This is a genomic window from Mycobacterium sp., assembly GCF_052145595.1.
GTDB lineage: Bacteria > Actinomycetota > Actinomycetes > Mycobacteriales > Mycobacteriaceae > Mycobacterium.
In genome coordinates this window covers 1-13301 of record NZ_JBKQOI010000131.1, presented here as the reverse complement: position 1 = coordinate 13301, position 13301 = coordinate 1, and the positions used below count along the sequence as shown (strand labels likewise).

At 66.8% G+C, this 13301-nt stretch carries 10 protein-coding genes and 2 pseudogenes; 5 read left to right on the top strand and 7 right to left on the bottom strand.

Features of this window, described 5'->3' with window-relative positions; genetic code table 11:
• Positions 1-76 precede the first annotated feature (76 nt).
• Positions 77-1402, top strand: a complete 1326-nt coding sequence (locus ACLP4W_RS11475; protein ID WP_442386244.1) for a UDP-glucose dehydrogenase family protein — start codon at positions 77-79, stop codon at positions 1400-1402.
• Positions 1403-1781: 379 nt separating this feature from the next.
• Here ACLP4W_RS11475 and ACLP4W_RS11470 read toward each other — a convergent pair whose 3' ends face one another.
• Positions 1782-2027, bottom strand: coding sequence for a hypothetical protein (locus ACLP4W_RS11470; RefSeq protein WP_442386243.1), 246 nt, complete (start codon positions 2025-2027; stop codon positions 1782-1784).
• Positions 2028-2432: 405 nt separating this feature from the next.
• Between ACLP4W_RS11470 and ACLP4W_RS11465 the strand changes: the two genes are divergently transcribed.
• On the top strand, positions 2433-3755 hold the full coding sequence (locus tag ACLP4W_RS11465) for an adenylate/guanylate cyclase domain-containing protein (RefSeq protein WP_442386242.1): 1323 nt from the start codon (positions 2433-2435) through the stop codon (positions 3753-3755).
• A gap of 408 nt (positions 3756-4163) precedes the next feature.
• Here the strand turns inward: ACLP4W_RS11465 and ACLP4W_RS11460 are convergent.
• The 3 genes and pseudogenes from ACLP4W_RS11460 to ACLP4W_RS11450 all read right to left on the bottom strand — a co-directional run.
• A pseudogene (locus ACLP4W_RS11460) lies at positions 4164-4976 on the bottom strand (PE family protein); the annotation flags it as partial.
• 138 nt (positions 4977-5114) lie between these two features.
• Entirely contained in the window at positions 5115-5972 is an 858-nt protein-coding gene (locus ACLP4W_RS11455) for a DUF222 domain-containing protein (protein WP_442386260.1), read from the bottom strand.
• Positions 5973-5982: 10 nt separating this feature from the next.
• Positions 5983-6470 (bottom strand): annotated as a pseudogene (locus ACLP4W_RS11450) (DUF222 domain-containing protein).
• A 94-nt stretch (positions 6471-6564) separates the two neighbouring features.
• Between ACLP4W_RS11450 and ACLP4W_RS11445 the strand changes: the two are divergent.
• Genes ACLP4W_RS11445 through rfbA form a run of 3 tightly spaced genes read left to right on the top strand, consistent with a single transcriptional unit; the run spans position 6565 to position 8618 of the window.
• Entirely contained in the window at positions 6565-7320 is a 756-nt protein-coding gene (locus tag ACLP4W_RS11445) for a maleylpyruvate isomerase family mycothiol-dependent enzyme (RefSeq protein ID WP_442386241.1), read from the top strand.
• A 28-nt stretch (positions 7321-7348) separates the two neighbouring features.
• Positions 7349-7723 (top strand): nuclear transport factor 2 family protein, encoded by a 375-nt coding sequence (locus tag ACLP4W_RS11440; RefSeq protein WP_442386240.1) that lies wholly within the window; start codon positions 7349-7351, stop codon positions 7721-7723.
• Positions 7724-7751: 28 nt separating this feature from the next.
• Complete coding sequence (gene rfbA, locus ACLP4W_RS11435; RefSeq protein ID WP_442386239.1) at positions 7752-8618, top strand: glucose-1-phosphate thymidylyltransferase RfbA; 867 nt, start codon at positions 7752-7754, stop codon at positions 8616-8618.
• Here rfbA and ACLP4W_RS11430 read toward each other — a convergent pair.
• From ACLP4W_RS11430 to ACLP4W_RS11420, 3 genes are all read right to left on the bottom strand, one after another.
• On the bottom strand, positions 8569-9840 hold the full coding sequence (locus tag ACLP4W_RS11430; RefSeq protein ID WP_442386238.1) for a YibE/F family protein: 1272 nt from the start codon (positions 9838-9840) through the stop codon (positions 8569-8571). The genes rfbA and ACLP4W_RS11430 overlap by 50 nt on opposite strands.
• Positions 9841-9871: 31 nt before the next feature.
• Positions 9872-11161 carry a pyridoxal phosphate-dependent aminotransferase gene (locus ACLP4W_RS11425; RefSeq protein ID WP_442386259.1) on the bottom strand — a complete coding sequence of 430 codons (1290 nt, stop codon included), beginning with the start codon at positions 11159-11161 and terminating at the stop codon, positions 9872-9874.
• A gap of 30 nt (positions 11162-11191) precedes the next feature.
• Positions 11192-13301 (bottom strand): (Fe-S)-binding protein (locus ACLP4W_RS11420; protein WP_442386237.1); only part of this gene is annotated, 2110 nt, incomplete at its 5' end.

Here is a 13301-nt window from a genome sequence, read left to right as displayed (position 1 = left end):
CACCTGTCATCTCCCGTTTGCCCACCGATCAGCGCAGCGATGCAGTTAGATCATCGCGGCCACCTACACCTGTGGTATGAGATGCACCGTCTTCGGCACTGGCTATCTGGGTGCTACCCACGCGGTCGGGATGGCGGAACTCGGACACGACGTCGTCGGCATCGACATCGATCCAGGTAAGGTCGCCAAGCTCGCCGGGGGCGACATCCCGTTTTACGAGCCTGGCTTGCGCAAGCTGTTGACCGACAATCTCGCCGCGGGGCGACTGCGGTTCACCACCGACTACGACATGGCGGCCGAGTTCGCCGACGTGCATTTCCTCGGGGTCGGCACGCCGCAAAAGAGGGGCGAATACGGTGCCGACCTGCGCCACGTCCACGCCGTCATCGATGCGCTGGTGCCGCGGCTGACCAGGGCATCGGTGCTCGTCGGCAAATCGACGGTGCCAGTGGGCACCGCGGCCGAGCTGGCAAGCCGGGCCGCCGCGTTGGCGCCACACGGAGTGGATGTCGAAATCGCCTGGAATCCGGAGTTTTTGCGCGAGGGCCATGCCGTTTACGACACCTTACATCCGGATCGCATTGTGCTTGGGGTACAAGAAGATTCGGTGCGAGCCGATGCGGCCGTCCGCGAACTGTACAGGCCGCTGCTGGACGCGGAGGTCCCCTTCCTGGTGACCGACCTGCAGACCGCGGAGTTGGTCAAGGTTTCCGCCAATGCCTTTCTGGCGACGAAGATTTCGTTCATCAACGCGATCTCCGAAGTGTGCGAGGCCGCCGGCGCCGACGTCAGCGTGCTGGCCGATGCGCTCGGGTACGACCCACGGATCGGACGTCAATGTCTCAACGCGGGTTTGGGTTTCGGCGGCGGCTGCTTGCCCAAGGACATCCGCGCGTTCATGGCCCGCGCCGGTGAACTGGGGGCCAACCAGGCGTTGACGTTCCTGCGTGAGGTGGACAGCATCAACATGCGCCGGCGCACCCGGATGGTCGAGCTGGCCACCACCGCGTGCGGCGGCTCACTGCTGGGTGCCAACATCGCGGTGCTCGGCGCGGCGTTCAAACCCGAATCCGACGACGTGCGCGACTCGCCTGCGCTCAACGTCGCCGGCCAACTCCAGCTCAACGGCGCCGCGGTCAACGTCTACGACCCCAAAGCCCTGGAAAACGCCCGTCGCCAGTTCCCGACGCTGAACTACACGGTTTCCGTGACCGAGGCTTGCGACCGCGCGGATGCGGTGCTGGTGCTTACCGAGTGGCGCGAGTTCGTCGACCTCGACCCCGCCGACTTGGCCGACCGGGTGCGGGACCGGGTCATCGTCGACGGCCGCAACTGCCTTGACGTCGCCCGTTGGAAGCAGGCGGGGTGGCGAGTCTTCCGGCTCGGAGCGCCGCGGCCCTAAAACGGTGGCGGATCGTTGCCGGTTGTGGGTGGGGCCGGACCCGTCTTGGCGGGATGGGCGTTGTTGAGTGCGCGTTCGGCGTCGATGCGGTGGGCGCGGTCTTGTGCTCGGGTTCGGTGGCGTCGGGGGATCATCACGCAGCGTTGGCCGGATGGTTGGTTTGTTATTGGGGCAGCGAGTAATTGGCCCGTGGGCAAACACAGGGCCGGAAACAGCAGCCGACTGCCCGGGCGGGTGAGGTAGGTGTGTCCGGTCGGGGATGTCCAGGTGATGGTGCCAGCCGCCAGATGGCCGATTCCTGGGCACGTGAGCCACGCTGGCGCACCTGTGTCTTGCCGATGCCCTTGCTTATGTGATGCCTGCTTATGTGATGCCGTGGCTAGCGCGGCCGCGCTGCTGCTCCCGATGCCAAGTACTCCACCATCCTGCAAAGGTTGACAACAGCAGCGCTCAACTTGTAGATGGTGGCGTCCCGATCTTCCACGCACGACTGCCAGTCCGGGAACTCCTGCGGCAATTTCTGGTTGTCTGCGTTGGCGTGGATTTTCTGCTCAATTTGCTCGCACACATCCGCTAGGGACAACTCTCCCGGCGAACCGATGGCGGAGAACCAATTATCAGTCATGTCAGATCGTCTTCTCTCCAAAGAAACAAAGCCCCCGAATCTCGCACGATGTCGGGTCCCTGTAACGAGGTTGCTGCCGGGCCCGCTGCCGACCGACGCGAATGGTGCATCGAATCGCAAGGTGGCCCCGGCGGATTGGAGAAAACGCATGGGGCCACTTAGCTAATCGTCGCGCCGCCGCCGGGGTGGCCGGTAGGGTCTTTGGGCCTCAAACCTGCTCCGACTTGGCGTTCGAGGCAGGGTATCTCAGAAGAATTCCCGTGCCGTCGGGGTGTTGCTCGTCGTGCCATCCTGTCCAGAACGTTTTTAACAGGTGGTGGCAGCGAAATGGCGAAGTACACTTTAGTTCCAGCTGGATGCTGCATGAGGCGAAACTCGACCCGCTCCTCGGCTTACACTTCCGCAATGTTCTCGGAGACGCGTTATGCGCTGAACGGGGACTTGCGTGTCGCCTATCGCGCGTCACCCCCTGGTGCTCGCGACATCGTGTCCGTCCCTAACTGGTTCACAAACTGTGAAGTCGTTCCCGAGCTCCTGCCCTCCATGCAAGGCTGGTTCGAGGCGATGACGTCGCTCGGTCGGGTGATCTTCTTCGACCAACCCGGCAGCGGTGCGTCCGATCCGGTCACACCGGGTGCGCTGCCGACTTTGGAGCAATGGGCTGACAGCATCACCGCCGTGCTTGATGATCTCGGAATCAGCGAAGCGGTCCTTATCGCGGGTATCGGCGCGCTACCGACGGCGGCGTTGTTCGCCGCGACATATCCGTCGCGCACGACCGCGCTTGTCGTTCTTGAGGGCTACCCCGATCCGATGGCTGAACGCCCTGATGGGCTCGATCCAGCGGAGAACGCCGCTGCCATGCTCGCGATGTGGGGCACCGGTGAATTGCAGCATGTTCAGAATCCAGACATGCCCTGGAACGAGGAGATCCGGGCCGCGTGGGCTCGGATGGAACGCCTGGCGGCCAGCCCAGGCACTGTCGCCCTGATGTTGCCGCTAGTAGCCGAGTTAAACGTCAACCCCGTGCTTCCCATAGTGCGCGTGCCGACCCTCGTTGTTCAGCATGCCGACGACGCGTGGATCGTGCCCGAGTGGGGGAAGTACGTCGCTGACCAGATATCGGATGCGAAGTACGTCGAGCTGCCGGGGCGCAACATGAGTCACTCCGTTGAGCCGTGGCGGTCGTCGTTCCAGGAGATCGCCGAGTTCCTCACCGGCCACCGAACCGAAGTTGCCGATGATCGCGTTCTCGCCACTGTGTTGTTCACCGACATCGTAGACTCCACGCGGACGGCTGCGAAGATCGGTGACCGTGACTGGCGTGCGCTGCTCGATGCGCACGACGCAGTGGTGCGATCGCAGCTCGCCCGGTTTCGGGGCCGCGAGGTGAATACGTCGGGAGACGGTTTTCTGGCGATGTTCGACGGTCCTCAACGAGCGATCCGTTGCGCGATGGCGATCCGCGACACCGTGCAAGCACTGGGCATCCAGGTGCGCGCCGGGTTGCACACCGGCGAGTGCGAGATCCGCGGCGACGACATCGGCGGTATCGCCGTACACATCGGCGCTCGCGTGAGCGCACTGGCAGGGGCCAACGACGTACTGGTCTCCAGCACGCTGCGCGACCTCGTGATCGGGTCAGGACTCGAATTCGAAGACCGCGGCGCTCACGAACTCAAAGGCGTGCCCGGCGAATGGCATATCTCCGCCGTCGCGTCTTCATAGCGGCGGCCCCCACTTGAGGGTGTGCCTTGCATGGGTTCCGCTGACATCGATTCTGGTGTTCGCGGGAGCGGCCCCGGTCGCCCTGGTTTGGCGCTACAGCAACCCGTTGGCTCCGCCGTTGCCGGCATGGCCCGTGGCCCCGCTGAGAGGCCCGGATAGGGATCCGAACATGACGGTACCGCTGGTAAAGCCGGCGTTGAGCGTGACCGTCACTGGAGCCGTCCCGCCGATAGGCGGGTTCGAACTCGATGGACTCACGGATGTGACGTTGGCGCCGAGAACGTAGAAGACGCCAGCACTTCCGGGGGCGTTGTTGAGGATCGTGAAGCCCGTACCGACGGTGAGGGTCACGGCTCCTGAACTGCTGCCCGTCCCACCTTGCCCACCGGCCCCGCCTGGGCCGTAGAGCAACCCGCCGCGCCCGCCATCGCCGCCGTTGCCGCCGTTCAGGACTTCGGGGGTGGTCTGGCCGGTGGACAGCGTCGCGCTGTTGGGTCCGGCGCCGCCGCCGCCCTGCCCGCCGCTCCCGCCAGCGCCCCACAACCCCGCGGCCCCACCGACTCCGCCCGCACCGCCGGTAAAGGCATTTACGCCGCCAGCCCGGGAGGCCGCCCCGCCGTTGCCGCCGGCCCCGCCGTTTCCGTTTAGCAACCCGCCGGTGCCGCCTGCACCGCCCGCTGCGCCGGCGCCGCCGGCTCCGCCGAGACCGCCGTTGCCGAACAACCCGGCGGCCCCGCCGGCGCCGCCGGCCACGCCGGGGTTGCCGGCTTGCGAGAAGCCGTTGCCGCCGTTGCCGACCAACAAGCCGCCGGCCCCGCCGTTGGGGTGGGCTGCTGTCCCATTGATGCCGTCGCCGATCAGCGGGCGTCCCAGTAGCGCGTTGGTGGGCGCGTTGATCACGGCCAAAACGTCTTGCTCCAGGGTCTGCAACGGCGAGGCGTTGGCTGCCTCGGCAGCCGCATACGAGGCGCCCGCGCCGCTCAATGCCTGCACGAACTGGCCATGAAAGGCCGCCGCCTGGCCGCTGAGCGCTTGATAGGCCCGCGCGTGGCTGGCAAACACCGACGTGATGGCCGCGGATATCTCATCGGCGGCAGCGGGCAGCACCGCGGTAGTTGGGGCCGCCGCTGCGGCGTTGGCGGCGGTCAGCCCAGCACCGATGTTGGTCAGATCCGTTGCTGTCCAAGCTAAAAGCTCGGGTGCCGCCGCCAGATACGACATGGTGTCCTCCGCTAAATCGACGTGAAGAATGCATCGAGCGTACGCCGATCCCGATGCGATGTCCCAGCATTGCGCCTGCCGCCGTAGCCGAGTGGGACTAGTTGTGATGTCACGTAGCCACCCGAAAATTCAACACGACTAGCAGGCTTGGGAACGAAGAAATCCGCGAAGAGGCCGCGCCCCTGGGGTGTGCCTTTCATGAGTTCCCGTGCCATCGGGCAGCTGTTTATCCCGCCACCCCCAAAAGGTTTTCAGCAAATGTTGTTTTCGGCACAGACATTTGAGATTCGACGCGTGGGTGGGCCCCAGCGGGTAGGGGATGGTGTGGTCGATGTCGGCGAACTCGGCGGGTCGATCGCATCCGGGAAACCGGCAGGTCATATCCCGGCACCGGATGAAGCGCTCCAACTCGGCCGAGGGCCGATAACCCGGCTCGGGCGGGGCCTCGGCGCGATGGCGCACCGGCCGAACCTTCGCCCCACCACGGATGAGCTCGGCCACCGTCGGCGCCGGTACCGTACCCCCGCCAATCAGGTGGGCCGCGGGGGCACGGGGTGGGGTCGGCGCGTCGGGTTCGGGGTCAGGTGCCAACGCCTCGGCGAGCGTCATGTCCGGGGTGATGGGCCGCGACGGGCGCTCACCGGAGGTATGCGGGTCGGGCGGGGCATCGAGGGCGGCCCGGTCGGCGACAAGGTGGATCGTCACCGCTGCCGCCCGCGGGTCGGGGCCGGCCCCCGCGGGGCAGCCAGCAGACCCGCAGCCACAGGCGAGCTGGTCGGCGCCCACAGCCAGCGCGCCCAGCGCGTCGGCACGCCGCTGGGCCAGGGTGCGCGGGTCGCCACCGCAGACCTGGTGCGCCATCTGGGTCAGCCGCGGGTCCAACACGGCCGCGTCGGTGGCCAACAGGGTGCCCCACAGGGCCGCGGTGCCCGATTCGTTATCGGCAGGGCTGATCACCACGTCACGCCCGCGAGCGCCGGCCCGGCTGCGGCGCAGCGCGCCAGGGTCATAACGGTCGTACCACCGCGTTGATGGCCTGTGCGGTCTTGGTCACCGACAGCGGCCCGAAGCGCGTCGCGTCGTCGGCCAGCGTGGTATCGACTAACCGCAGAGTTTCGGGGTCTTTGATCAAATCGGTGTGCCACACGATCGCGGCGGCCAACCTGGCGCTGATGGCGCCCGCGGCGAACCGCGCCGCCACCTGCGGCAGCCGGTCGCGCAGCGCATGGCCAGATACATTTGCCCCGATGCCATGCCATGGCTGATGCCCTGGGCGGCAGCGACTTCGGCGGCCATTGCATCCCAGTTGTCACACGACCAGTGCGCGCAGTCGGTGGGCCCATCGGCGCGGCGGGCCACCAACTCCGCGATCGCGGCCAGCCGGCGCGCCGCGCCGGCCGCCTCCGCCCGGACGCACCGGGTGATCGCAGCCACCACCTGCGCGTCATCGGCGTGCCGTAGCTCCTCAGCCTCGGGCAACAAGCCATCGAACATACTTTCGATCGTAGCCGGGGCCTGCGACCCCGCCCCAAACTCAACCTGTGGACAAACTCCCAACTCTGGAAAACCCGCCCGGTAGCCTGACCGCATGGATTACGCCGCCGCGTTCCTCGAGGAGAACCGCGCTTTTGCGGAGCTTTTCCGCAACGTCGATCAGTCCAGACCGGTGCCGACGTGTCCGGGCTGGAGCCTCGAGCAGCTGTTGCGCCACGTCGGGCGCGGTGACCGCTGGGCGGCGCAGATCGTGCGCGACCGGCTCGACCAATTCCTCGACCCCCGCGCCGTCGAAGGTGGCAAACCGCCACCAGATCCCGACGATGCGATCTCCTGGTTGCACGGTGGCGCGCAGCGCCTCGTCGACGCCGTCGAGTTGGCGGGTGCCGAAACACCGGTGTGGACTTTCCTCGGGCCGCGCCCGGCGAACTGGTGGATCCGGCGCCGGCTGCATGAAACGGCGGTGCACCGCGCCGACGCCGCCATCGCGACCGGCGCCGATTTCACGCTCGACTCCGACATAGCGGCCGACGGGATCACCGAATGGCTTGAGCGAGTGGCGATTCAGTCCGGAAGCGAGGGCGCCCCACTGCCACTCGAGGACGGCAACACCCTGCACCTGCACGCCACCGATCCCGGGCTGGGCGAAGCCGGCGAATGGACGGTCGGCGTCGACGAGGGCAGGATCGCCTGGTCGCACGAGCACGGCAAGGGCAGCGCGGCCCTGCGCGGCGGTGCCACCGAGCTACTGCTGTCCATGGTGCGCCGGGTACCGGTGGCCGATACCGGTATCGAGCTGTTCGGCGACGACGCGGTCTGGCAGAACTGGCTGGACCGTACGCCTCTTTAACGCGGGCGGACACGGTAACTTGCTGACCATGACCACATCGGAGATCGCCACCGTTCTGGCGTGGCACGACGCCCTCAACGCTTCCGATCTGGACACCTTGGTGGCCTTATCCAGCGACGACATCGACATTGGCGACGCTGACGGGGCCGCACAGGGCCACGAGGCGCTACGGAAGTGGGCCGCTTCCCGCCAAGGGACGGCCGAGATCGGCCGGATGTATGTGCACGACGGCGTGGTGGTCGTCGAACAGAAGATCAGCTCCCCCGACAATCCCGGGGCCGTCACCAACGCCGCGTCGGCATTCCGGGTGGTCCACGACCACATCACCTCGGTGTTCCGGCACGAGGACTTGGCCTCGGCGCTGGCGGCAACCGAACTCACCGAAGCCGACTTCGTGAGTTAGCGGTCGATTGAGGCATTAGGAGTCACGCATGCGCGGAATCATCTTGGCCGGCGGGTCGGGCACTCGCCTGCACCCGATCACCATGGGTATCAGCAAGCAACTGCTGCCGGTTTACGACAAGCCGATGATCTACTACCCGTTGTCCACGCTGATGATGGCCGGTATCCGCGACATCCTGGTGATCACCACCCCGCATGACGCCGCGGGCTTTCAGCGACTCCTCTGCGATGGCGCGCAATTCGGCATCAACATCAGCTACGCAACGCAGGATCGACCCGACGGTCTGGCCCAGGCATTCGTCGTCGGTGCCAACCACATCGGTACGGATTCTGTGGCATTGGTGTTGGGCGACAACATCTTCTACGGCCCCGGGCTGGGCACCAGCTTGAGTCGCTTCCAATCCGTCAGCGGCGGAGCCATTTTCGCCTACTGGGTAGCCAATCCGTCGGCCTATGGCGTGGTCGAATTCAGCGCCGACGGCATGGCACTGTCGCTGGAGGAAAAACCCGCAACGCCGAAATCCCAATTCGCGGTGCCGGGCTTGTATTTCTACGACAACGAAGTCATCGAAATCGCCAAAGGGCTAAAGAAATCCGCGCGGGGCGAATACGAGATCACCGAGGTCAACCAGATCTACCTCAACCGCAACCGGCTGTCGGTCGAGGTGATGGCCCGCGGAACGGCGTGGCTCGACACGGGGACGTTCGACTCGCTGCTGGACGCCAGCGATTACGTCCGCACCCTGGAACGACGGCAGGGCCTGAAGGTCAGCGTCCCCGAGGAAATCGCTTGGCAGCAGGGCTGGATCGACAACCAGCAACTCGCGGAGCGCGCGCGCACGCTGGTCAAGTCCGGTTACGGTGACTACCTGCTGGCGCTGTTGGAACGGCGCTGACTGGGGCCGGTTTGGCCAGCACCGCGGCGATCGCCGTCGTCAACGGCACCGACAGCGCCAGCGCGATGCCGCCCACCGCGGAGCGGGCGAGCTCGATGGCCACACTCTCGCTCATCAACACGTCACCCAGCGATCGGTTGGCGACGCTGAACAGCAACAGCAGCGGCAGCGAACTGCCGGCGTAGGCCAGCACCAGCGTGTACACCGTGCTGGCGATGTGATCGCGGCCCACCCGGATGGCGCCCACGAAGATGGCCCGCCGGGATGTGTTGCCGCCGAGGTGGGCCAGCTCGAACACCGTCGACGCCTGTGTCACCGTCACATCGTTGAGCACACCCAGCGATCCGATGATGAACCCGGCGAGCAGCAGGCCGCTGATCGATACACCGCCCAGGTACACGCTGACCGCCGAATTCTGTTCGTCTGACAGCCCGGTCAAATGAGTCAGTTCGATTGCCGCCCAGGACAATCCAGCGGCCAGCAGCAACGATGACAAGGTGCCCAGCAGGGCGGCGCTGGTCCGCAGGTTGACCCCGTGGGCGAGGTAGATCACCGCGTACAGGATCGCCGCCGATGCGACCAGCGCCACCGGGATCGCGGGTGCGCCGTCACGCAGCGCCGGCAGCAAGAACACCACCAGCACCAAAAACGCGACCACGATGCCGACCAGCGCGAGCAGCCCTCGCCAACGGGCCACGGCGACGATCACCACCGCGAACGCGAGGGCGAGCCAGACCAGCGGCCAGCCACGTTCGAAGTCGTAAAACGCGTAGGTGGTGGTGCCTTGCGCGTCGACCTGCCGAGAGACCCGAATGTGATCACCGGCCGCGAATTGGGGCTGGCCGGGGCCGGGGGAGAACTCCAACAGGGTTTTCGCGCCGGCGTTGCGTCCGGAATCGATCGCGACGAGCGTTTGTACGCACCGCCCGGCGCCGGGCGTTCCCGGCACGGGCGCGGTGGTCAGCACCTGGCTCGCCGACGGACTGCCGCAGTCGGCCAGCCCGCTGGACAGTACGTGTCCCCGCTGGGTGCTCACTGCGCCACCCGTCGCGTTCTGGAACGGCATCGGGATGTCCACATGCTGCCGGCTCGGCCAGAGCAATACCGCACCCGCTATCACGGCCACACCGATCGCGACCAGCAGTCCAACCACGATCTTCGCGGGTAGCGGATCGAGCGGTGACGGGCCTGACGACAAATTGTGCGAGTGTGAGTGAGCCACCCGGTCGAGGGTAGAGGGCGCCGCGACCCGCTTACTGCCGATAGCTGGTCAGGAAGTTGCCCAGGCGCTCGATCGCGCGGGCCAGGTCACGGGACCAGGGCAGCGTCACGATGCGCAGATGGTCCGGTGCCGGCCAGTTGAATCCGGTGCCCTGGGTGACCAGGATCTTCTCCTGTAGCAGGAGGTCGAGGACGAGTTGCTCGTCGTCTTCGATGTCGTAGACCTCGGGATCCAGCCGGGGAAACGTGTACAGCGCACCCTCGGGTTTGACGCAGGACACCCCGGGGATCTCGTTGAGCTTGGTCCAGGCCACGTCGCGCTGCTCGAGCAACCGGCCGCCGGGAAGCACCAGGTCTTCGATGCTCTGGTGGCCGCCGAGCGCGACTTGGATCGCGTGCTGCGCGGGCACATTGGGGCACAGCCGCATATTCGCCAGCAGGCTGATTCCCTCGATGAAGCTACTGGCGTGGTCCTTGGGTCCGGTGATCGCGAGCCAGCCGGCCCGGTAGCCGGCGACGCGGTAGGCCTTCGACAGGCCGTTGAAGGTGAGGCACAGCATGTCGGGCGCCAGCGTGGCGAGGCTGATGTGCTTGGCGTCGTCGTAAAGGATCTTGTCGTAGATCTCGTCGGCAAGCAGCAGCAGCTGATGTTTGCGCGCCAGCTCGACCATCTGGGACAGGATTTCGCGGCTGTAGACCGCGCCGGTCGGGTTGTTCGGGTTGATCACGACCAGCGCCTTGGTGCGCTCGGTGATCTTCGATTCCAGGTCGGCGAGGTCGGGCTGCCAGTTCTGGGTCTCGTCGCACAGGTAATGCACGGGAGTGCCCCCCGCCAGGGAAGTCGACGCCGTCCACAGCGGGTAGTCGGGCGACGGGATCAACACCTGATCGCCGTTGTCGAGCAGGGCTTGCAGCGTCATCGTGATCAGCTCGGAGACGCCGTTGCCCAGGAAGACGTCGTCGACGTCGAATCGGGGGAAGCCCTCCACCAGCTCGTAGCGGGTCACCACCGCACGCCGGGCGGGCAGGATGCCCTGCGAGTCGGAGTAACCCTGGGCGTACGGCAGGGCCTGGATCATGTCGCGCATGATCACGTCGGGCGCCTCGAACCCGAACGGCGCCGGGTTACCGATGTTGAGCTTGAGGATGCGGTGCCCTTCGGCCTCCAGCCGCGCGGCATGCTGGTGCACCGGGCCGCGGATTTCGTACAGAACGTCCTGAAGTTTGGACGACTGCGCGAAGGTCCGCTGCCGGTGATGACCGGGGGTGTGCACGGGCAGCTGGTGAGTGGTCACGTTACCTATGGTGCCATTGTTGTCCAGTGAAATTTGCTGACGGCGTCAAATCCGCGGTCAGCGCTTGCCCGGCGGACGAGCGCCGCGCGCGATACCCAGCCCTTTAACGGGCGCTGCGGGCGCTGCCGGCGGTGTCGCGTTGCCGTCGGCCTGCGTGGAAGGCTCCGGTTTGGGCTCCGGCTCCGGCTCCGACGTCGCTTCGGGTTGCTCGGGCCGCGCAGGGGCCTCCGCAGTCGCTGGGGCTGCGGGTTTCTTGGCGCCGGGTCGCTTGGCGCCGGCGGCGATGCCCAGCCCCTTGACCGCCGCGGCGGGAGCCGCGGGGGCCTTGGCTTCCGGGGTTTCCGGTGCGTCCGGGACCGATTGAGCCGGGGCCTCGGCCGCCGCTGGGGCTGCGGCCTTCTTGGCGCTGGGTCGCTTGGCGCCGCCGGCGATGCCCAGCCCCTTGACCGGCGCCGCGGGCGCCGCGGGTGCGGCCGTCGCCGGCGCCTCGGATGCCTGGGCTTGCGGCGCCGCCTTCTTGGCGCCGGGTCGCTTGGCGCCGCCGGCGATGCCCAGACCCTTGGCTGGCGCCGCCGCCTTGGTTGCCTGCTCCGGCTCGGTGGCCGGGGTAGGCGCGGGCTCCTCGGCCTCAACCGGCGCCGCGGGAGCCGCAGCGGGTGCGCTCGGGGCAGCGCCGGCAGCCTGGGGCGCGACTTTGGGCTTGACTTGGGGCTGAGACTTGGCGGCCTCTTCTGCGGCCGTGCCCTTCGCCGGCAGCGTCGCCGTGTCGTAGTCGAGCGAGCCCAGGAGCACCTGGGCCACATCGAGCACCTCGACGCCGCTGCGACCGGCTTCTTCCTGCCGGTCGTTGACACCGTCGGTGACCATCACCCGGCAGAACGGGCAGCCGGTGGCTATGGTGGTGGCGTTGGTGGCCAGGGCCTCGTCGACGCGTTCGTGGTTGATCCGCTTGCCGATGTGCTCTTCCATCCACATGCGCGCGCCGCCCGCGCCGCAGCAGAAGCTGCGCTCGGCGTGGCGCGGCATTTCGGTGAGGTTGGCTCCCGCGGCGCCGATCAGCTCCCGCGGCGCCTCGTACACCTTGTTGTGCCGGCCCAGATAACACGGGTCGTGATAGGTGATGTCCTGGGAAACTGGCGTGACCGGCACCAGCTTCTTGTCGCGCACCAACCGGTTGAGTAGCTGTGTGTGGTGCAGCACCGTGTAGTTAGCGCCAAGCTGCCGATATTCCTTGCCGAGGGTGTTGAAGCAGTGCGGGCAAGTGACGACGATCTTGCGGTCGACGGTCTCCACGCCCTCGAACACCCCGTCCAGGGTCTCGACGGCCTGCTGGGCCAGCTGCTGGAACAGGAACTCGTTGCCCGACCGGCGCGCCGAGTCGCCGTTGCAGGTTTCCCCGGTGCCCAGGACCAGATACTTCACCCCGGCGACGGCGAGCAGCTCGGCGACGGCCTTGGTGGTCTTCTTGGCCTTGTCGTCGTAGGCGCCCGCGCAGCCCACCCAGAACAGGTATTCGTAGCCGTCGAAGCTCTCGACGTCCTCGCCGTAGACCGGGACGTCGAAGTCGACCTCGCTGATCCAGTTGGTCCGGTCGCCGGCGTTCTGGCCCCACGGGTTGCCCTTGGTTTCCAGATTCTTGAACAGCGTGGACAGCTCGGAGGGGAACTCCGACTCCATCATCACCTGGTAGCGGCGCATATCGACGATGTGATCGATATGTTCGATGTCCACCGGGCACTGCTCCACGCAGGCGCCGCAGGTCACACATGACCACAGCACGTCGGGATCGATCACCCCGCCCTGTTGGGCGGTCCCGACGAGCGGGCGGGCGGCCTGCTCGGGCCCATGTCCGGGCACCCGGCCGAATCCGGACTCGGGAACATGGTGGCCCTCTTCCTTGACCGTCTCGAGGTCGAGACCCTCGAGCGGCTCGTCGTTCTTCTCGCCCAGGAGGTAGGGCGCCTTGGCCATCCAGTGGTCGCGCAGGTCCATGATGACGAGCTTCGGCGACAGGGGCTTGCCGGTGTTCCAGGCCGGGCATTGCGACTGACAGCGCCCGCACTCGGTGCATGTCGCAAAGTCGAGCATGGCCTTCCAGGTGAAGTCCTCGATCTTGCCGCGGCCGAAAACGGCGTCGTCGGGCGGGTTTTCGAAGTCGATCGGCTTG